The sequence below is a fragment of the Streptomyces sp. NBC_01261 genome (genome assembly GCF_036226385.1).
Lineage (GTDB): Bacteria > Actinomycetota > Actinomycetes > Streptomycetales > Streptomycetaceae > Streptomyces.
The window spans coordinates 2,666,420-2,687,352 of the sequence record NZ_CP108463.1 but is presented as its reverse complement, the minus strand read 5'-3'; the positions used below and the strand labels follow the sequence as shown (position 1 = coordinate 2,687,352).

Here is a 20,933-nt window from a genome sequence, read left to right as displayed (position 1 = left end):
CGGCCGGCGGCCCCGCCGTGCCGTGACATCTCCCAGGGGGCGCCGGCCGGGGCCGGCGCCCCGCCCTCCTTCCGGAAAGGTTCTCCCGCGATGCGCGTGATTGTGGTCTCCGGTGCGTCCAGCGGCATCGGACAGGCGGTCGCCGAACGGTTCGCCGCCGACGGGGACCGGGTCGTCAACTTCGACGTCGACCCGCCCACCGGACCGGACCCGGCGGCGCCGGACGCCGCCGTGATCCCCTGGGTGAAGGTGGACGTCGCCGACTGGTCGGCCGTACGGGCCGCGCTCGACGAGGTCCACCGCACCCACGGCGGCCTGGACGTGGTCGTCGCCAACGCCGGCATCAGCAACCGGCGCGGGGTCCTCGAACTCACCGAGGAGGACGTGCGCCGCACCATCGACGTCAACTTCATGGGCGTCCTCGCGATGTGGCGCCACGCCGCGCCGCACATGGTCCGCCAGGGGCACGGCGTCCTGCTCGCGACGGCCTCCGTGAACGGACTGCGCGGCTATCCGCTGTACGCCGACTACAACGCCACCAAGGCAGCGGTCGCCTCGCTGTGCCGGACGTTCGCGATGGAACTGAGCCCGGTGGTCCGCACCGCCTGCGTCACCCCCGGCGCCGTGCTCACACCGATGCAGCGCGCCGAGTACACCGACGAGATGCTCGCCGAGGTGAACGAGCGCATCCCGGCCCGGCGACACGCCTCGCCCCGCGAGATCGCCGCCGCGTTCCACTACCTCGCCTCGCCCGAGGCGTCCTTCGTCACGGGGCAGGAACTCGTCGTCGACGGCGGCGAGACCGCGGGCCCCACCACGGCCTTCTTCCCCGGGCACGCCCTGACCAACGGGGTCCAGGGCTGAGGCACGGCGCCCCGGGCCCCCTCCAGTTAAGGAAGTCGACGATGTTCGATCGCCCCCGGCTCGCTCCGGGCGACCTGCCGCGCACGGACCTCGCGGATCCCCGCGTCCATGCCGAGTACGACCTGTCCGACGTCTGGCGGCACCTCAGGTCCGAGGAACCGGTGTACTGGCAGCCGGAGACCGCGGGCCACCCGGGCTTCTGGGTCGTGACCCGCTACGACGACGTCGCCTCGGTGTACAAGAACAAGGAGGCGTTCACCTCCGAGCGGGGCAATGTGCTCGACACCCTGCTGGCGGGCGGCGATTCGGCCGCGGGCAAGATGCTCGCCGTCACCGACGGACCCGACCACTCGGCGCTGCGCACGGTCCTCAACAAGCCGTTCGGGCCGCGCGCGCTGGAGATCGTGGTCGAGAGCGTGCGCCGCTCCACCTGGCGCCTGCTGGCGGAGGCGGTGGAGCGCGGCACGTGCGACTTCGCGGGCGAAGTGGCCGCGCACATCCCGCTCGCGGCCATCTGCGACCTGCTCGGTGTCCCCGCCGCGGACCGCGGACACATCATCGAGCTCACCTCGTCGGCGCTGTCCTCGACGGACGGGGCGCCGACCACGGAGACCACCTGGACCTCGCGCAACGGACTCCTGCTGTACTTCGCCGAACTCGCGGAGTCGCGGCGGAGCAAGCCGTACGACGACATCGTCAGCCTGCTGGTGTCCCAGGAGGTAGCCGGCCGGCCGCTGAGCCACGAAGAGATCATCTTCAACTGCTACAGCATCATCATGGGCGGCCACGAGACAACCCGGCTGGCCATGATCGGCGGCCTGGAGGCGCTGATCGCCCACCCCCGCCAGTGGGAGCTGCTCAAGAGCGGGGCGGTGTCCACCGCCACGGCGGTGGACGAGGTGCTGCGGTGGACGACTCCGGCCCTGCACGGCGGGCGCACCGCCACCCAGGACAGCTTCCTCGGGGACGCCTTCATCGAGGAGGGGGACGTCGTCACCGTGTGGAACGTCTCCGCCAACCACGACGAGCGCGTCTTCGACCACCCCGAGCGCTTCGATCTGGCCAGGACGCCCAACAAGCACCTGGCCTTCGCGCACGGAGCGCACTTCTGCATCGGGGCCCATCTGGCCCGGCAGGAGATCTCGGCGGTTCTCGAGGCGCTGCGGGCCCTGGTCCGTACGCCGGTCGCGACGGCGCCCCCGCAGCGGGTCTTCTCCAGCTTCCTCAGCGGTCTGGCCACCCTGCCGGTCTCGCTGGAGCCCGAGGGCCGACCGGGCCCGGGACCGGCCGCGGGCTGAGTGACGGCGGGTCGTCCGGGGGACGCGCAGCGGGGCCGGGGCGCCCGGCCCCGCTGCGCTTCGGTGGGTTCAGAGCCAGCCCTGGAGGGCGGAGTGCCTGCCCGCCTGGAAGCGGCTGCGCGCACCGAGCCGGCTCATGAGGTCGGAGGTGACCCGGCCCACCGTCCGCTGGGAGACGCCGAGCTTGTTCGCGACGACGGCGTCCGTGTGGCCCTCGGCGAGGAGGCTGAGTATCTCCCGCTCCTGCCGGGACAGTTCGTTCTCGTCGGAGGTGTCCAGCTCCGACGTGAGCGGCACGGCCGACGCCCAGGTGTTCTCGAAGAGGGCGACCAGCGCGGCGATGACTCCGGGGGCCGTGATCTGAATCGCGCCACGGCGGGTGTTCTCCGGGTCGACGGGCAGCAGTGCCGTCTCCCGGTCTATTACGACCATGCGGAGCGGAAGTGTGGGAGTGGTGCGCACCTGGCCGCCCAATTCGGTCAACCAGTGTGCGTATCGGGCGGTCGGAGTATGAGTGCGTGCACTGTCCAAATACACTGTCCTCATCAGTACGCCTCTGCTGATAACTTCCTTGTCGAGCGGCATGCTGGCGGCGAGTGCGCTTTCGGATTGTGCGCCGCCGGGATTGAACGTCATGCAATCGCGCGTTGCCGACCCGGCCAGATCGGTGAGGCGTTCACGAATGGCATCGACGCCCACAAGGCTTTCGATGTGCTTCTGTTCCACGCCGGGGTAGAGATCGGTGAAGTCGTCGAGCAGTTTGGCCACCGCGGTGCGACTCGTCTCGAACTGCTCGTGTTTGAAGCGTAGTTCGGCCGCGTTGCGGAGCAGGAGGGAGCGCAGGGCGATCTGCGGGTCCTCCGGTACCACGGTGTCCTGGTGTCTGTCCGGCCGTTGGACAAGGTTCAGGGCGGCGAGCCGTTCTATCGTTCTGTTTACTCGGTCGACGGGAAGGGAGAGGTGGTCGGCGATTTCGTCGATGCGCCAGCGTCTCCTCCCGAGAATGGCCCGGTAAACGGTATCTGCGGACTCGTCGAGGCCGAGATCGTGTAAGGAATAGCCCATATGTAATTTCCCCCTGTGCGGTGCCTGTGCTCGTAGAGCGTCGCCCAGGCCCACTTCGTGTCTCCCGTGCTCGGGTGCGGACCGAACCGGCGGTGACTGCACAGGTGGTCGCCCGGCGAAAGGCGGGCCACCCGCAGCGCAGCCGACTCAGGGCAGCCTACTCAAGAGGTCCCCGGATGGCTTGGGTATAGCTGGCCGTATTCCGTAATGCCCGAAGTTAAACCTGCTTTACATCGCGCCATAGCGGAGTAAATCGAGCCATGGGGTTTCTCGTTACTGGCCGGTAATAAATTGCGGCACCCGCCTCGGCGAGCCGGTGTCGCACGGTCTTCGGATGGGTGTATGGCTGAAATTCGGGGGTGGGCGGATCATGGACGGGCGGACTCGTCCCGGAATGTGATGGAGGGGCTGATTCCGCACGGTGTGGCCGCCGTTGAGGACTTCGGCGACACCGGCCCGGCCGCACGGATGGTGCTCCATCCCGCCGAGGCCCGGCTCGTCGACGGCGTGGTGGCCGAGCGCCGCCGTGAGTTCACCACCGTGCGGGGCTGTGCCCGGCTGGCGATGGCCGAACTGGGGCTGCCGCCCGCCCCCTTGCTGCCCGGCCGTCGGGGCGCTCCGGTCTGGCCCGCGGGCTGCGTCGGCAGCATGACGCACTGTCCGGGGTACCGTGCCGCCGTGGTGGGCCGCTCGTCCGGCTTCGCGGCGATCGGCATCGACGCCGAGGTCGACGTCCCGCTCCCGGTGGCCGTCGCCGCCCGCGCGCTCTCGGCCGATGAGCGTGCCCGACTGGACGTGCTGCGGGCCGGCCAAGGCGCGCAGGTCGCCTGGGACCGGCTCGTCTTCAGCGTGAAGGAGGCCGTCTACAAGGTCTGGTCGCCGCTGACCGGACGCTGGCTCGACTACGGCGACGCGGATGTGCGGCTGTCACCCGACGGCACGTTCACGGTCCGGCTCTCGGTGCCGATCCCCCCTGCCGGCGGGGCCCGACTGGGCAGGGTGACGGGCCGCTGGGCCGCGGCCCGCGGTCTGCTGCTGGCCGCCGTCTCCGTGCCCGCCGGGTGATCGCGGTCATATCGCGATAGAGCGGACGCCAAGAACCGTGCTCCGCGGCGATTTTGCTGTTCCCTTACTCGGTGTCGCACTTCTGACAGCCGTGATTTCCTGCCACTTTAATCGCTTCCGATTCGAGTACCCATTCGAGCAGGATTCATGTGGGGGGATTGCTCGACAAGTCTCGCGGCTGCCCCTCGCATATCACTGGTATTCAAACGGGGAGAAACGTCGTGTCCAGAAGCGTCCGAGTCATTGCTGCCACCGCTGGTGCCCTCTTCCTTTCCCTGGGTGTCCTGGGCGGCACCGCCCAGGCCGACTCGCCCGGCGGCGAGGTCCCCACCACCCAGAACTCCTCGGACTCCCTCGGGTGGGACCTCCTGCCCCACTTCCCGGTGGGCGACATCCTCGGCTGACCCGGACCCTTTCGGCCGGAATCGCGGGGCGGGGGCCCGAGTCCGGAAACCGCCCCGCCCTGCATCAGTTCCCGAACCTGGTAGCCCAACCCAAGAGGAGCCACGCGGATCATGCAGCGCACCATGCTCAAGTCGAAGATCCACAGAGCGACCGTCACCGAGGCCGATCTCCACTACGTCGGCTCGCTCACGCTCGACCCGGTCCTCATGGAGGAAGCCGACCTGCTGCCCGGCGAGCAGGTCCACATCGTGGATGTGAACAACGGCGCCCGCCTTGAGACGTACGTCATCGAGGGCGAGCGGAACACCGGGGTGGTCTGCATCAACGGTGCCGCGGCCCGACTCGTGCACCCCGGAGACACCGTCATCATCATCGCCTACGCCGCGGTGGACGACGCCGAAGCGGCCAAGTACGAGCCGCGGGTGGTCTTCGTGAACGGTGCCAACGAGATCGTGAAGGTGGGCAACGACCCCACCGCGTAACCCGTGACCGATCGCGTCGGACGGGGTGTCACGGGTGCCGGCGCGGCCGAGGGGGACGGGAGACGGCTCCCGTGCCCCTCGGCGCGGTCGGTCATGGGAAGAGAAGTGTCGAACGGGTATGGGGGAGGCATTTCGATGCTGCACGCTGATGACTTGGGAACGGTCGGGATGATGGATGTCCGTCAGATCTGCGCGTTCCTCTTCGGCCGGCGCAGAGCCGTCGGCTGGACACAGGAAGAACTGGCCGAACGCTCCGGCGTGAGCGTACGCACCATCCGCAATCTGGAGACGGGCGCCAACACGAACCCGCGCAGGACCTCGATCGACCTGCTGTTGCAGGCGTTCGGCACCTCCCTGTCCGCACTGGCGGAGAGCGGGCCGAACGCCGGCGGCGCCGGTGCCGTCCGGCTCTGGATCCCCGCGCAGCGTGACCGGCCCTCGGAGCGGACGGGTTCGGTCGACCCCGCCCGCTGGCGGGGTGTGCGGGCGCCGCTCGACGAGTTCGTAGGCCGTGGCGCCGACCTGCGGCATGTGGTGGACACGGTCCGGCGCAGCCGGCTGCTGGTGCTGACGGGGCCCGGCGGGGTGGGCAAGACACGGCTGGCGCTGGCCGCCGCCACGGCCCTCCAGCCGCTGTTCGCCGAGGGCGTCGCGGTCGTCGACCTGTCCCACTGCCCCGCGGAACGGCACGGCACCGCCCAGGCCGTGGAGGCGGTGCGGGCCGCCGTCCTGCGGGCCGTCGGGCCGGGAGCCCCGGGCGCCGGGGAGACGGAGGGCCGCCGGCTCGTCGTACTGGACACGGCGGAGCACGTGGTGACGACGGTGTCCCGGCTCACCCACGAGCTGATGGGGGCCTTCCCGGCGGCGCACTTCGTCGTCACGTCACGGCGCCCGCTGACGGTCCCGTCCGCCGACACCTGGGAGGTCGAGCCCCTGGCCGTGCACGCACTGGACGACGGCGACGTACCGGCCGCCGTGGAGTTGTTCCTGCGCCGGGTCGGATCGGGCGTGCCCACCCTGGACCTCAGCGGACAGCTGCCCCTGGTGGCGGCGCTGTGCGAACGGCTCGACGGACTGCCCCTGTCGATCGAACTCGCCGCCCGCCGGGTCCGGTCGGTCCCGGTCGAGATGCTGGTGAGCACCGAGTCGTCACTGGAGATGTTGGACGGCATCGACACGAGCGGGCTGTCCCGGCACCGGACACTGACCGACAGCGTGCGCTGGAGCGTCGAACTGCTCTCGGCGGAACAGCAGTTGCTGCTCCGCCGACTGGCGCTGCGGCAGAAGGTCTACACCGCCGAGGACGTGTTGCTCGGACACAGCGCCGGGGACGACACGGAGCGGGGCCGTATCGTCGGACTGCTCGGCGAACTCACCGACGCCTCCCTGGTACGCATCAGGCGAGGCATCCGCTACGAGTACGAGTCCTACTCCGTCGTACGCGAGTACCTCGGCGCGCCGGAAGGACCGGCCTGCCTGCGGCCCGACGAACTGCTGTCCCCGGCCTGAGAGCCGAGCCCGACGGTCACGGCGGTATGCGGACGAGCCGCCGCACGTGACCGTCGGCGCGTCCTCAACTCGCCTGCACCGCCGCTTCCTTGAGGTGGCGCACGGAGAAGCGGTACGGGGTGGCCAGGCTGTCCTCCATCGCCCGTTCGATACCGGGGACGTACGCGGCGCTGAGTTCCGTCGTCGGTTCCAGCCGCTGCAGCAGACGCTGGAGCACCAGGACGAGCCAGCCGGTGGTGGCCGGCACACCGCGTTCGTCGCGGAAGGTGTGCAGCCAGGTGTACACACAGGACGCGGCGGCGTGGTGCACGCAGTGCTCGGCGGCGGCGTCCTGGCCGGCCACGGACATCGCCTCGACGGGCTCGGCCGTCAGCCCCGCGTAGAAGGCCGCGCGCCGCACGCCGAACGCGTGGAGGATCCCGGTCAGATCGGCCGCCTCCGCCGGGTCGAGATGCTTCGCCGCGGTGGCCGACGCCTCGGCCGACGCCTCGCCCCAGCCGCGCGTGATCTCGTCCTCGCAGGCGTTCGTCAGCTGCAGGACGTGCTCGGTGGGCCGCCAGGTCGGCGCCTCCCCGCTCCAGTCGAACAGGTCCGCGAGGATCTCCGCACCTCCGGGCGCGGAAGTCCCGGCCACCGGGGCCAGGTTGGGCAGTTGCGCCGCGATGTTGTGCAGATTCACATGGGTGGTGCCCTCGAAGATGCTCGCGATGGCGTGATCGCGCTGGAGCTTCTGGAACGCCCCCTCGGCGACTCCTTCACGCAGATACCCGCGGGCGCCCAGCACGCGCCCGATGTCCTGGATCGCGCCCTCGGCCATGACCGGTACCAGGTACTTCACGACGGACGACCACATGCTCAGCCGGGAGGGCGCGACGGACAGCGACCGGGCCACCGGAATCGCCGTGCACTCGGCGATCAGCAGATCGAGGTGCGCGTGCAGCAGATGCCGGCGGATCACCGGGATCTGCCGGATCTCGGCGCCGTAGAGGGAACGCTCGTGCGCGTACCGCAGGCCGATGCGCAGCACCGAGTCCATCGTTCCGATGGAGAGTGCGCCGATGGCCGTACGGGTGATCTGGAGCGCCTTGAGGACCTCGATCAGGCCCGCGCCGCCGCGCCCCAGCACCGCGTCGCGCGGGATCCGCGCGTCGTGGAAGGCGATGCCGCTCAGATCGTGACCGCGCAGCCCGACCGTCCGGACGAACGGATGGTTGCTCCAACTCCCGGGAGCCAACTGCTCCTTGTCGACGAGCAGCAGCGACTGGCGGCGGTTCTCCGTGGTGGCGAACACGGTCACGAAGCGGCCGCGGGTCGCGTTGCCGACCGGCCACTTCTCCCCGTTGAGCACGAACTCCCCGCCCTCCGCCCGGGCCGTTGTCTCGTTGCCCTGGAGGTCGCTCCCGTGATCGGGCTCCGACACGGCGAAGCAGGCGAGGTCGCCGTCGAGCAGCCCGTTGGCCACCCGCCTGCGCTGCTCCTCGTTCCCCCAGACCCAGACGGGGTTGACCCCCAGCAGCGCGGACCCGAACATCACCGCGATCGTCAGGTTCCGGCGCGCGAGGGAGCGCGTCAGCATGAAGACCTCTTCGAGGTTGTTCAGCCGTCCGCCGCACTCGCGCGGCACCAGGAACTGGGGAAATCCCCAGGCGCGGGCCAACTCGACCGCGCCGGGCGGAAGTTCGTTCCGTTCCTCGTGGGCGACGATCGCCGCGTAGCTGAACGGGCCGTCGCCCACCTCGGGATCGCCGAGTGTGCGTTCCAGATCCGTGACGAGATCGAGGGTCGGCCGGCCGCGCGTGGTCTGCGCCATGGGGGCATCTCCAGTGAATTCCGGGACGAGTTCGCCGACATCCGTCATGGTGTGGCTCACCGGTCATGCTGGTCGGCGTGGCGACGGCGCATCCAGGTAGGGCACCGGCAATCGAGACTGCCGCTCAGTTGCCCGGTGTGTACCTGGCTGCACGGCGGCCGTAATCCCAGAGTTGAGCCATGGCTGACAAACTCCGTAGTGAGTCCGACTCGACTCTCTTCACTCTTGACCAGGCCAGGTCGGACCTCATGGAGGTGGACGCGTCGATCCGTGCCTGCCTCACCTGGGACTACGGCGAACGCGACAATCGCATCTGGCGCCTTTACCAGAAGAACAAGAATTCCCAGTGGAACGCGGACACCGATATCAACTGGGATTACGACGTCCGTTTCGGGGCGTCGCTCACCGACGAATTCAGTGCCGGGATGGCCACATTCGTCGTGGACCATGAGAGCCCCGTACCGAAAGAACGGCTGAACGAGTTCCGCTGGCAGTACCAGGCATGGATGGTGAGCCAGTTCCTCCACGGCGAACAGGGCGCGCTGGTCACCACCGCCCGGCTCGTCGAGACCGTCCCCGACATGGAGTCCAAGGTCTACGCCGCCTCGCAGGTGGCCGACGAGGCCCGGCACGTCGAGGCGTACGCGCGCTACATCGACGAGAAGCTGGGCGAGTCCTATCCCATCAACCCCGGCCTCAAGGCACTGCTGCGGGATCTCCTCGCCGAGTCGGAATGGGACATCGTCTATCTCGGCATGCAGGTCGTCGTCGAAGGACTGGCACTGGCGGCGACCCGCCTCGCGGGCAGCGGATTCGGCGACCCCATCATCACCTCGATCACCAAGATGATCGCCCGGGACGAAGCCCGGCACGTCGGATTCGGCTCCGTCGCCCTCGCCGGTCTCTACGACGGAATGACATCCGCCGAACTCGACCAGCGCGAGAAGTTCCTGCTGGAGGCGATCCATCTGATGTCCCGACGCTTTCTGCTGAAAGAAGTCTGGGAACGCATGGACCTCGACGTGGAGAAGGGCATCAGGTTCGCCCGGACGGACCCGATGATGTTCGGCTACCGGCAGCTTCTGTTCCAGCAGGTCATTCATCTGCTCCGGCAGTTGGGACTGCTCACTCCGAAACTCAGGGACCTGTTCCTGAGCGAGAACCTCGCGCGACCGGAGGCGTTCCGCAGCGCAGCCTGACGCCGTCGGTGCTGCCGGAGTGCCGGATCACCGCGCCGGATCACCGCGTCGAACCACTGGGGGACCTCATATGTCCGTGCACGCAAGGGACCATGTCGTCATCACCGGAATGGGTGTCACGACACCGCTCGGGGGAGACGTCAAGTCCACCTGGGCCACGCTGCTCGACGGCCGCCCGGCGTCGACCCGGCTCGGCGCCGGCTGGCCCGCCGACCTGTCCGTCCGCATCGCGGCGCCGGCCGCCGTGGACCCGGGCCTCGTACTGGACCGCGTGGAGGCGCGAAAGCTCGACCGGGCGACCCAGTTCGCGCTCATCGCCGTGCGGGAGGCGTGGGCGGACGCCGGTTTCCTCGGCCGGGCCGGTGAGCCCGGCCACCCGGAGCCGGAACGGGTCGGCGCGGTCCTCGGCAGCGGCATCGGCGGGCTGAGCACGCTCGTCGAGGGCCACGAACAGATCCGCACCCAGGGTGCGCGGCGGCTCTCGCCGCACACGATGCCGAAGATGATGATCAACGGCTCGGCCGGACACATCGGACTGGAGATCAACGCCCAGGCGGGGGTGCACAGTCCGACCTCCGCGTGCGCCGCGGGCGCCGAGGCGATCGCGGCGGGTCTGGACATGATCAGGCTGGGCCGCGCCGACGTGGTGGCCGTCGGCGGCACGGAGGCGATCATCCAGCCGCTGGCGATCGCGGCGTTCGCGAGCATGCGGGCGATGTCGCGCCGCAACGACGACCCCGAACACGCCTCCCGCCCCTACGACACCCAGCGCGACGGATTCGTCATGGGCGAGGGCGCCGCCGTCCTCGTCCTGGAGTCGGCACGGCACGCGCGCGCCCGCGGGGCCCGCGTCCACGCCGAACTCGCGGGCGCCGGCATCAGTGCCGACGGCCACCACATCGTGGCGCCGGAGCCCGGCGGGCGAGGCGCGGCGGCGGCACTGCGCAAGGCCCTGGCCGACGCCGGCCTGAGTCCGCGTGACATCGCGCATGTCAACGCGCACGCCACGTCCACGCCACAGGGCGACCTCGCCGAGAGTCTGGCGATCCGCAGGGTGCTGGGCGACGGCGGCTACGCGGTCTCCGCGATCAAGTCGACCGCCGGACATCTGATGGGTGCCTCGGGGGCGCTGGCCGCCGTCACCAGCGTGCTCGCGCTCCGTGAGAGGACGGCGCCGCCGACGATGAACATCGAGCTGCTGGACCCCCGGATCGGACTCGACGTCGTCCGGGACAGCCCCCGTGCCCTGCCCGAGGACGCCGTCGCCTGCGTGAGCAACTCCGCGGGTTTCGGCGGGCACAACGTGACCCTCGCCTTCCGGACGCACGCATGACCCCGCAGGGCGGCACGGCCTCTCGCGGGCCGTTCTCCGACCTGGACATCGGGACCATCGCCTCGGGCTGGGAGCTGACCTCGGCCATCCTCCACCGGGCCGGACAGCGCCTGCGCACCGCGCCGGTCCAGCAGCCGCCCGCCGGAGAGCCGGGACCGCCGGAGGAGCCGGGGAGCGGGGCCGGCCCCCGCGCTGTGCACGCGGCCCGCCCCGACCCCCGGGACTGAACCCCCGTCACATCTGCAAGGACTTCGTCTGAAGGAACTCGGTCAGTCCGTGGACGCCGAGTTCACGGCCGATCCCGGACTGCTTGTGACCGCCGAAGGGCGCCAGCGGGTTGAAGCGCCCGCCGTTGATGTCGACCTGGCCCGTGTCGAGGCGACGGGCGAACGCCAGCGCCTCGGGCACCTCGGCCGCCCACACGGCACCGGCCAGGCCGTACACGGTCCCGTTGGCGATACGCACGGCGTCGTCCTCGTCCGTGTACCGCATGACCGACAGCACCGGACCGAAGATCTCGTCCTGGGCGAGGGACATGTCCTCGGTGACGTCGGCGAAGACGGTGGGGCGTACGAAGTACCCCTTCGGCAGTCCCTCCGGCGCCTCGGGGCCGCCCGTGACCAGCCGTGCCCCCTCTTCGACGCCCCGCACGACGCACGCGCGCACCCGGTCGCGCTGACCCGCGTCGACCAGGGGGCCCATCAGGGTCGCGGGATCCAGCGGATCGCCGGGGGCGTAGCCGGCCGCGGCCTCGGCGGCCAGCGCGACGGCCTCCTCGTACCGGCTCTCGTGGACCAGCATCCGGCTCCAAGTACTGCACGTCTGACCGGAGTTGGTGAACACGTTGGAGACACCCGCGCGGACCGCCCGGTCCAGACGCGCGCTCGGCAGGATCACGTTCGCGGACTTGCCGCCGAGTTCAAGGGTGACCCGCTTGACGGCACCGGCCGCGACAGCGGCGACCTGCCGTCCGACCTGGGTGGAACCGGTGAACGACACCAGGTCGACCCCGGGGTGCGCGACCAGGGCGCGGCCCGCCGTCCCGCCGCCGGTGACCAGGTTGAAGACGCCGTCCGGCAGACCCGCCGCGGCCACGCACTCGGTCAGCAGCCGGGTGGTCAGCGGTGTGAGGTCGGACGGCTTGACCACGATCGTGCACCCGGCCGCGAGGGCCGGGGCCACCTTGGAGATCACCTGGTGCAGGGGGTAGTTCCACGGCGTGATCGCGCCCACCACACCCACGGGTTCGTGCAGGACCAGGGAGTTGCCGATCCGCTCCTCGAAGGGATGGCGGGCGGCCAGCTCCGCGTACGAGGCGAGCACGGTCAGCGGCGTCCGTACGTGGACCATCCGGCTGAGCGCCAGCGGGGCGCCCAGCTCCGCCGTGATCGTCGCGGCCAGTTCCCGTACCCGGGCACGCAGACCGCTCTCCAACGAGGCCAGGTGGGCGGCCCGTTCGGCGGGAGGCGTCGCGGCCCACCCGGGCAGCGCCGTCCGCGCGGCCGTGACCGCGGCGTCCACATCCTGCTCGGTGGCCGCCGTCACCACGGCGATGACCTGTTCGTCGGCCGGGTTCGTCACCCGGATCGTCGGCGCGTCGTCCGTCACGGGCCGCCACACTCCGCCGACGTACACCCCCCGCTCCACGGTCGACGGGCGCTCGGTCAGCGTCTGCGTGTTCAATCGGGGGCACCTTTCAGCGACTTGTTGCTTCTGCCTCGGTCTGCGCCGCCCTCAGCGGTGCCTCGTCCCTGCGGCGCATCATGATCACGTGCTGTACGGCCAGCGTCACGCCCATACCGAGCCACAGCGCGTTGGCGTTGAAGGCCTCGCCGAACGCGACCGCGCCGATCGTCCCGAACACCAGCCGGACGGCGACGGTCGCGAGCCACAGGAGGAGGATGCGGCGGTCGCCCTTGCGCAGCACACGTCCGTCGCTCTCCTTCCACATGGGGAAGGCCGCGCCCCGCCAGTAGCCGAAGGCGACCGACGCGAGCAGCGAGAGGACGAGCAGGACGATGCTCCCCGGCTTCAACTCGGCCGGGCCCGGCGGGATGCAGCCGCGGACGATGAGCACACCCACCCAGAAGTACATGCGCTGGGTGACCGCCCGGACCGTGAACTGGCGGACGATGACGACGGTCACGATGACAACGATCAGAATGGTGTTGAAGTAGAGGACGAAGTCGCTGCCGTCGCCCTTGTCCGCGGCCAGCAGGCTCGCCGTCGTCAGCCCCGTGTGCAGGGTGTCGGTCACTGTCCATCCTCCCCGTCGGGCACGTCGTGCCCGCAGTACGTCCCGCCCGGTGTCCATGGGTCCGGCGCAGGTGGGGTGCGCCGGCCATGCCGTGCCAGTAAGCCAGGCCGCCCTTCGCGGACGCAACACGGCCTGGACACCTTGCGCCATCGGGATTCTGGGTCCAAGTGAGGCCCGTGAACAGGCAGGTGGACCGGCAATTTCACGGCAGACCGGTCCGTGCCCGCGCGGCGCGAACGAAGCGGCGCTTGCCGGTCCGACTGCCTGGTGGGGTGCCGTGGCGGCGCGGCACGATGACGCAGACCGAGCCGTGATGTGCCGGCTCGCGTCTCGTCACAGCCCGCACATCCTCAAAAGGAGCGCTCGCACATGTCCGAAACCGATGTCATGGTGAGTCCGGCGGAGATCCCCGGTCTGGTCTGCACGCTGGTCCGTCTGGTCGCTCCGCAGAAGACCGGCACGGTCGGTCCGGACCACCGGCTGGTGCAGGATCTCGGCTTCCACTCACTGGCGCTGGCCGAACTCGGCTTCACCATCGAGGACTTGTTCAGGCTGGAGGCCCTGACCCCCGAGGTGGCGATGTCCCTGGAGCGGGTCGCGGACGTCATCCGGCTGATCGGCGGCCACGTGGACGACGGGTCCATCACGCTGCCCAGCCACTTCGAGGTGAACTCCATCTGCGCCCGCTACGGAACGACCTGGTCGCCCGAGGGCCGGTAACGTCCGGCCGTAGCACCGGACGAACAGCAGACGCCACGGGCGGCGGCCGGAGAACCGGCCGCCGCCCGTGGCGTCTGTCCGTGCTGGTGTCCGCTGGTGTCCGCTGGTGTCCGCTGGTGCCGGCCCCGCCGCGGCGACGGGCGGCCCGTCGCCGCGGCTCCTCGGGCTCAGGGGGTGAGCGCGTGGCTGAGGGCCCGTGCCGTGCGGCAGCGGAAGACGGTCCCGACGTCGACCGTGCGGTCCAGCACCGCCTCGATACGGCCCGTCAGCCGCAGAGCCGTCAGCGAATCGCAGCCCAGGTCGAAGACGTCGTCGTCCGCGGCCACGTCGTCCTGGCCGAGTACCTCGGCGATCAGGCCGCACAGCCGTTGGGTGAGGCTGTGCGACGGCGCGGGGTCCGAGGTGAGGAAGCGCCCCACCGGCTCGCTCGTCGCGCCGGGCAACTCGACGAGCAGGTCCCGCAGGTGTGCGGTGATCTGCCCGGCGAGTCCGGCGTCGACCAGATCGGGCCGGTGGCTGATCTCCAGCCGAAGCCGCGGGCCCGGGTCGGCCATGAGCTTCAGCGGGTAGTGGTAGCCGTCGTACCCCGTCACCTTCGTCAGCCGCAGACCGCCGTCCGGCTCGGCGCGCCCGGCGTCGGCGAGGGGGAAGTTCTCGAAGACCACACAGCTGTCGAACAGCGTGCCCAGGCCCGCCGCCCGCTGGATGTCGGTCAGGGGCAGGTGGTGGTACGGCAGCAGCTCCGCGTGTTCCTCCTGCAACCGGGTCAGCAGCGCGGCCAGCGGTTCCGCCGGATCGAGCCGCACCCGCACCGGGACGGTGTTGATGAACAGCCCCACCATGGCCTCCACGTCCGGGAGTTCGGCCGGCCGGCCCGAGACGGTGGCACCGAACACGAGGTCGCGCCGGCCGGTGCACCGGTGCAGGCACAGCGCCCACGCGGCGCGCACCAGCGTGTTGACGGTGACTCCCGTACGGCGGGCGGCCTCGCGCAGCGCACTCGTCTGCTCCTCGGACAGCGAGACCACCAGGCTCTCCGGCAGTGCCCGCACCCGCGCGGTATCCCTGCCGTCGCCGACCAGCGTGGGCTCCTTGAGGTCGGCCAGCGCGTCGTGCCAGGCGCGCCTCGCCTCGGTCCTGTCCTGCACGGCCAGCCAGGCCAGATAGCCGCCGTAGTCGGCGGGTTCGGGCAGGGCGTGGTGTTCGCCCCGGCCGTACAGCGCGAGCAGGTCCCGCAGCAGCAGCGCGGTGGTCCAGCCGTCCACCAGGAGATGGTGCATGGTCAGGACCACCTGCTGGTGGTCGGGGGCGAGCGCGATCCAGGTGCCGCGCATCAGCGGGGGAGCGGCCGGGTCGAAGCGCCGGCGGCGGTCGGCGTCGAGGAGGCCGGCGAGCCGCTCGTCCCGTTCCCGCTCACCGAGGTCCGTGAGGTCGTACGACTCCCACGGCATCCGGACCTCCTCGGGCACGACCTGCACCGGTTCGCCCGACCGCAGGTGCAGGAAGCCCGCCCGCAGCATCGGATGGCGCCGCAGCAGCGCGTCGCAGGCGTCCCGCAGCCGCTCCTGGTCGAGCCGCCCGTGGACGTCCAGCGCGATCTGGACGTTGTAGACGTCCAGGCCCCGGCTGTCGTAACGGGCGTGGAAGAGCAGCCCTTCCTGCAACGGCGTCATCGGCAGCACCCGGGCGACGGGCAGGCCCGTGCGGCGGGCGAGCAGCGCCAGTTCCGTGGCGTCCACCTCGCCGGCCGGTACCGGGGGCACCGCCAGGGTCGCCGCGTGTGTCACCAGGGCGCGCAGCGCGTCGAACCACAGCCGGCCCAGCTCCGCCGTGTCGGTGTCCGTGAGGTGCAGCCGGGCCCAGAGCCAGTGCGCCACCAGGCGCGGCCCGGCCGGGTCGTCGTCGACCGACGCGTTCACCTCGACGACGTGCGGCATCGGCATGCGCGGGTCCGCCCCGATCGGCAACGCGTCCGATTCGGGTGCCACGCTCCAGTCGCCGTCACCCGCGGTGCTCTGTCTGCCCAGGTAGTTGAACCCGATCCGGGGCGGGGCGAAGGCCGAGAGTTCACCGCCCGTCACCTGGTTGAGATGGCGCAGGAGGCCGAATCCCAGCCCGTTGCCCGGGACTTCGGCGAGCTGCGCGGTGACGTCGCGCACGGCCCGTGCCAGCCGCGGGCCGGCCGGTCCGGCGCCCTCCGCCCAGTCCCCGGCGCCGGCATCGACGCGGACCGGGTAGAGCGAGGTGAGCCAGCCGACGGTGCCGGACAGATCGAGGTCGTCGTCGATCTCCTCGCGGCCGTGCCCTTCGACGCCGACCAGGACGCCGGTGGTGCCGTCGGCCTTCGCGGGCGGCCAGGCGGCTACCGCCAGCGCGAGCCCGGCGAGCAGCACGTCGCTCGTACGGCAGCCGAACGCGGCCGGGACCGTGCTGAGGAGCGGGCCGGTCAGTTCCGTCGGAAGGGTGAGGGTCCGCTCGCCCGCCGTCGCGTAGATGTCGTGGACGGGGGAGAGCGGGGCGTCGCCGAGCCGGACGCTGTCCTGGCTCAACACGCTTTTCCAGTAAGGGAGTTCACGCAGCACCGCGGCGCTGTGCGCGGCGCCGCGCAGCCGGTCGCTCCACTCGCGCAACGTCACCGGCACCGGCTCCGGCCGAGGCGCGGCACCCGCGCGGGCGCTCTCCAGCGCGGCGTGCAGATCGGTGAGCAGGATGCGCCAGGACACCGCGTCGACGGCCAGGTGATGAATGGTGACGAGCAGCCTGCCCTGCCGGTCCGGGCCCGCGTCGAACCAGGTGACCCGCACCATCTCTCCGGAGCCCGGCGCGAGCGCCCCGGCGTCCTGCCGGGCGCACGCGGTCATGGCGGCACGTCCGGCCTCCTCGGTCAGCTCCGAGACGTCCACCCGGCGTACCACCTCGTGCGGCGCGGTCGACGACACCGGCTCCGGCACCAGGCCGCCGTCGCCGTCCCGACGGCCGCGCAGCGACTCATGACGTTCCATCACCGTGCCTACGGCCGTCGCCAGGTGCTCAAGGCCGAGCGCGGGCGGGACGCGCAGCAGGGTCGACTGGTGGAACGCGTCGACGGTGCCGCCGCGTTCGTGCAGCCAGTGCATGATCGGCGTGAGGAGGGCGGCGGGAGCCGTCTCCTGGACCGTCGGCGCAGGGGGATCCGGCGTGGGCGTGGGGGTGTCGGTCTGGCGGAGGAAGGTGGCGAGGGCGCTGGCGGTGCGGTGGGTGAAGATGTGTTTCGGGGTGAGGCGGAGGCCGGCTTTGCGGGCGCGGGCGACGAGTTGGATGGCGGTGATGGAGTCGCCGCCGAGGCTGAAGAAGTCGCCGTCGGCGGCGGCGCCGTCCAGGTTCAGCACCTGCCCGATCAGGCCGGCCAGGGTGGCGGCGACTTCGGCGGCGTCCGCGAGGTCCTGGACGGTCGAGTCCTTCGCCGGCTTCTGTGTGGGCGTGGGCGTGGGGGTGTCGGTCTGGCGGAGGAAGGTGGCGAGGGCGCTGGCGGTGCGGTGGGTGAAGATGTGTTTCGGGGTGAGGCGGAGGCCGGCTTTGCGGGCGCGGGCGACGAGTTGGATGGCGGTGATGGAGTCGCCGCCCAGGCTGAAGAAGTCGCCGTCCGCCCCGGCACCGTCCAGGTTCAGCACCTGAAGGAAGAGCTGGGACAAGGTGTCGGAAAGGCTCTCCTCGGTCTCCTCGGACTCCCGCGGTTCCTCCGGTTTCCGCGGTGTGCCGGATTCCGGTGACTGCTCGGTCCTCTCCCGCTCCCGTGGCCTCTCGGTTCTCCACGGTTCCTCCGGCTCCGGGACCGCCGCGTGCTCGGCGTACTCCGGGACCGCCGCACGCTCCTCCGGCTCCACGACCGCCGTGCGACCGTCGGCCGCCTGCTGAGGCCCCGAGTCGCTTGAGGGGAGGGCGAGTTCGGGTGCGGGGAGCGCGTTCCGGTCCACCTTGCCGTTGCGGGTCACCGGCAGCTCGGACAGCGGGACGATCGACGACGGGACCATGTGGGCGGGCAGCCGTGCCCCGAGCCGTTCGGCGAGCGCGACAGGCTCCGCCCTCCGTCCCGGGGCAGCCACGACGTATGCCGCCAGCTGCGGCGCCCCGCGCCCGTCCTTCCGCACCGCCACGACCGCCTGTGCCACGGCGGGGTCGGCCAGCAGGGCGCTCTCGACCTCCCCCAGCTCGATCCTGAAACCGCGGACCTTGACCTGGTCGTCGGTCCGGCCGCCGTAGACGAGGACGCCGTCGGAGCGCCACCGGGCGAAGTCCCCCGTGCGGTACATGCGCGTCCCGCCACCCGCGAAGGGATCGGCGACGAAGCGTGCCGCGGACAGACCGGGCCGGTTCAGGTAACCGCGGGCGAGCACCTCGCCGCCGATGTACAGCTCGCCGGAGACACCCGCCGGTACCGGTCGCAGGAAGCCGTCGAGGACGTAGACGCGCGCGTCGGGCACCGGCACACCGATCGGCACCGCGCCCGGCGGCAGCGGATCCCCGGGCTCCAGCCGGTACTCCATGCAGCCCACGGTCGCCTCGGTCGGACCGTACTCGTTCACGACCGTCGCCCCGGGGTTGCGCTCGCGCCATCCGGCGAGCGCCTCGCCGGTCAACTGCTCGCCGCCGAGCACCAGTTCACCGGAGGGCGACAGCCACTCCTCGGACGCCGTCAGGATCGGCAGATGGCTCGGGGTGGCCTTCACGAAGGCGGGCCGGCGCCCGACACCCGCCGGGATCTCGTCGTCCCACGAGTTCTCCAGGTCGACGACGTGGACGACGCCTCCCATGGTGAGCGGGCCGAACAGGCCGGTGACGGTCAGGTCGAAGGACGGCGGCGAGTGCACCAGGGCCTGCTGGGCGAGGCCGGGATAGGCGGAGCGGGCGAAGGCCAGATAGCCGTCGAGCGTGCGGTGTTCGACGGCGACACCCTTGGGCCGCCCGGTCGACCCCGAGGTGTAGATGACGTACGCGAGATCCTGTGGCCGTACCGGACCGCCTCGCTCGTCGTCGGTCACCGGATGACCCGGCAGCAGGGCCAGTTCGCCCGTCACGGCCGGGGCGTCGAGCGGCAGCGCGGGGGCGTGTCCGCCGAGCGCCGGAGCGGCCGCGTCGGTGCACACGACGAGCCGGGGAGCCGAGTCGTCGATCTGGAAGGCGATGCGCTCCGCCGGGTAGGCGAGGTCGACCGGCACGTAACAGGCGCCCGCCTTCAGCGCGGCGAGGATCGCGACGATCTGGTCGGTGCCGCGCGGCAGCGCCACGACCACCCGGTCACCCGGCCGGACCCCGCGGCGCGACATCAGCCGGGCGAGCCGGTTCGCGGCCTCGTCCAGCTCCCGGTAGCCGAGCGAGCCGCGCCCGTCGGCCACCGCCGTCGCCTCCGGACACCGTCGTACCTGGCCCTCGAACAGCTCGACGACCGTGGAGCCGGTGCGTCCCGCCGCCCCCTGTGCTCCGGGCCGGCGGCTCCACACGCCGATCACCCGAGCCCGCTCCTCCTCGGTCAGCAGCGGGATCGCCGCCACGGAGGTGCCGGGAGCGCGGGTGAAGGTGTCGAGCAGCAGACGCAGCCGGGAGGCGACCAGCTCGACGCGCTCGGGGTCGAACAGGTCGGCCCGGTAGTTGAGTTCGAGCCGCAGCTCCGGCCCCGGCACGGCGACGACGCTCAGCGGATAGTGGGTGGAGCCGCTGATCTCCTGCCCGCCCGCGTCGGCCGTCTGCGCCAGCGGGCCCAGCCGCAGACCGGGCGCGATCTCCTGGACGGTCGTCCAGTCGAAGGGCGCGTTGCCGAAGCCCGTCGAGGTGTCGAACAGCGCGCTGAACCCGGCCAGGCGCTGCACCTCGTCGAGCCCCTGGTGCTGGTACGGGGCGAGGGCCGACTGCTCGTCCTGCACGCGGGCGAACAACTGGGCCATGGACTCGCCCGGAGAGAGGGTCGCGCGCACCGGCACCGCGTTCATCAGCAGACCGACGATGGAGTCGGCGCCCGGCAGCTCGGCCGGCCGGCCGTGCACGGTCTGGCCGAAGACCACGTCATCGCGTCCGGTCAGCAACGACAGCAGCAGCGCCCACACGCCCTGCACCACCGTGTTGAGCGTCAGGCCGTGCGCCCGCGCCGTGGCGGTGAGCGCCCGCGTCGCCTCCGTGTCCAGGGTGACGGGCAGCATTCCGGGCATCGCGTCGAGTCCCGCCGAGGCCGCGCCGGGAGCCACCAGCGTGGGCTCTTCCAGCCCGTCGAGAGCCTCCCGCCACGCCTGCCGCGCGGCGGCCGGATCCTGCCGCCCGAGCCAGCGCAGGAAGTCGGTGAAGTCCGCGACCGGACCGGAATCCCCGGCACCGGAGGCCGCGCCGGCGGCACCGCCGTCGCCCTGGTCCGTACGCGCGTAGAGCTCGCACAGATCCCGCAGGACCAGCGGCAGGGACCAGCCGTCCAGCAGGATGTGGTGGTACGTCAGCACCAGCGCGTGCCGGGCGGGCCCCAGCCGGAGCAGGGCGAACCGCATCAGCGGGGGCGCCGCCATGTCGAAGCGGCGCAGCCGGTCCTCCTCCAGGAAGGCCAGCAGCCGCACCCGGCGCCCGGCCTCCGGTTCCCCCGACAGGTCCAGCTCCGTCCAGGGTGTCGTCACCGTACGGCGTACCAGCTGCACCGGGCGGCCGTTGTTGCGCAGCCGGAAGCCGGCCCGCAGCACCGGATGGCGTGCCAGTACGGCCGCGCAGGCGGCGCGCAGCCGCCCGGCGTCCACCTCACCGCGCAGCTCGAACGCGGCCTGGATCGTGTACACGTCCACGGACTCGGTGTCGTAGAGCGCGTGGAAGAGCATCCCCTGCTGCAACGGGGTGAGGGGCAGCGCGGCCTCGATGGGTGACTCGGTCACTTCGTTCACTGGTAGGTCCTCCCCGTGGGCAGACAGGGCTCGGCCGCG

General features: G+C 71.3%; 15 protein-coding genes. 10 read left to right on the top strand and 5 right to left on the bottom strand.

The features are described from left to right. Positions 1-90 precede the first annotated feature (90 nt). Together OG226_RS11690 and OG226_RS11685 are read left to right on the top strand one after the other, a co-directional pair. Positions 91-864, top strand: coding sequence for an SDR family NAD(P)-dependent oxidoreductase (locus OG226_RS11690; protein WP_328677062.1), 774 nt, complete (start codon positions 91-93; stop codon positions 862-864). A 41-nt stretch (positions 865-905) separates the two neighbouring features. After that, positions 906-2,162, top strand: coding sequence for a cytochrome P450 (locus tag OG226_RS11685; protein WP_329348840.1), 1,257 nt, complete (start codon positions 906-908; stop codon positions 2,160-2,162). Positions 2,163-2,231: 69 nt separating this feature from the next. Here the strand turns inward: OG226_RS11685 and OG226_RS11680 are convergent, their stop codons facing one another. Further along, on the bottom strand, positions 2,232-3,227 hold the full coding sequence (locus OG226_RS11680) for a helix-turn-helix transcriptional regulator (protein WP_328677058.1): 996 nt from the start codon (positions 3,225-3,227) through the stop codon (positions 2,232-2,234). 423 nt (positions 3,228-3,650) lie between these two features. Here OG226_RS11680 and OG226_RS11675 point away from each other — a divergent pair, with 423 nt between their 5' ends. The 4 genes from OG226_RS11675 to OG226_RS11660 all read left to right on the top strand — a co-directional run bounded on the left by OG226_RS11675 (position 3,651) and on the right by OG226_RS11660 (position 6,688). Beyond that, positions 3,651-4,292 (top strand): 4'-phosphopantetheinyl transferase family protein, encoded by a 642-nt coding sequence (locus OG226_RS11675; protein WP_329348839.1) that lies wholly within the window; start codon positions 3,651-3,653, stop codon positions 4,290-4,292. A gap of 221 nt (positions 4,293-4,513) precedes the next feature. Further along, entirely contained in the window at positions 4,514-4,696 is a 183-nt protein-coding gene (locus OG226_RS11670; protein ID WP_328677055.1) for a hypothetical protein, read from the top strand. Between the two features lie 111 nt (positions 4,697-4,807). Next, positions 4,808-5,179, top strand: a complete 372-nt coding sequence (gene panD / locus OG226_RS11665) for an aspartate 1-decarboxylase (RefSeq protein WP_328677053.1) — start codon at positions 4,808-4,810, stop codon at positions 5,177-5,179. 135 nt (positions 5,180-5,314) lie between these two features. Next, a complete protein-coding gene (locus tag OG226_RS11660; RefSeq protein WP_329348837.1) occupies positions 5,315-6,688 on the top strand; it encodes a helix-turn-helix domain-containing protein in 1,374 nt (457 codons plus the stop codon). 64 nt (positions 6,689-6,752) lie between these two features. Here OG226_RS11660 and OG226_RS11655 read toward each other — a convergent pair whose 3' ends face one another. Beyond that, the gene (locus tag OG226_RS11655) at positions 6,753-8,498 is read right to left on the bottom strand and encodes an acyl-CoA dehydrogenase family protein (protein ID WP_329348836.1); all 1,746 of its coding nucleotides are present in this window, start codon (positions 8,496-8,498) and stop codon (positions 6,753-6,755) included. 179 nt (positions 8,499-8,677) lie between these two features. On the opposite strand from OG226_RS11655, the gene OG226_RS11650 reads away from it, so the two are divergent. The 3 genes from OG226_RS11650 to OG226_RS11640 all read left to right on the top strand — a co-directional run bounded on the left by OG226_RS11650 (position 8,678) and on the right by OG226_RS11640 (position 11,257). Beyond that, entirely contained in the window at positions 8,678-9,697 is a 1,020-nt protein-coding gene (locus tag OG226_RS11650; protein ID WP_329348835.1) for a ferritin-like domain-containing protein, read from the top strand. 70 nt (positions 9,698-9,767) lie between these two features. Further along, on the top strand, positions 9,768-11,030 hold the full coding sequence (locus tag OG226_RS11645; protein ID WP_329348834.1) for a beta-ketoacyl-[acyl-carrier-protein] synthase family protein: 1,263 nt from the start codon (positions 9,768-9,770) through the stop codon (positions 11,028-11,030). Beyond that, on the top strand, positions 11,027-11,257 hold the full coding sequence (locus OG226_RS11640) for a hypothetical protein (protein WP_329348833.1): 231 nt from the start codon (positions 11,027-11,029) through the stop codon (positions 11,255-11,257). The genes OG226_RS11645 and OG226_RS11640 overlap by 4 nt, the downstream gene beginning before the upstream one ends. 7 nt (positions 11,258-11,264) lie before the next feature. On the opposite strand, the gene OG226_RS11635 is transcribed toward OG226_RS11640, so the two are convergent. Further along, positions 11,265-12,713 carry an aldehyde dehydrogenase family protein gene (locus tag OG226_RS11635; RefSeq protein ID WP_443066881.1) on the bottom strand — a complete coding sequence of 483 codons (1,449 nt, stop codon included), beginning with the start codon at positions 12,711-12,713 and terminating at the stop codon, positions 11,265-11,267. Positions 12,714-12,726: 13 nt separating this feature from the next. After that, on the bottom strand, positions 12,727-13,287 hold the full coding sequence (locus tag OG226_RS11630; RefSeq protein WP_328677042.1) for a hypothetical protein: 561 nt from the start codon (positions 13,285-13,287) through the stop codon (positions 12,727-12,729). 369 nt (positions 13,288-13,656) lie between these two features. Between OG226_RS11630 and OG226_RS11625 the strand changes: the two genes are divergently transcribed. Continuing rightward, the gene (locus OG226_RS11625) at positions 13,657-14,007 is read left to right on the top strand and encodes an acyl carrier protein (protein WP_328677040.1); all 351 of its coding nucleotides are present in this window, start codon (positions 13,657-13,659) and stop codon (positions 14,005-14,007) included. Between the two features lie 167 nt (positions 14,008-14,174). Here the strand turns inward: OG226_RS11625 and OG226_RS11620 are convergent, their stop codons facing one another. Next, positions 14,175-20,894 carry a non-ribosomal peptide synthetase gene (locus OG226_RS11620; RefSeq protein WP_329348831.1) on the bottom strand — a complete coding sequence of 2,240 codons (6,720 nt, stop codon included), beginning with the start codon at positions 20,892-20,894 and terminating at the stop codon, positions 14,175-14,177. Positions 20,895-20,933 lie beyond the last annotated feature (39 nt).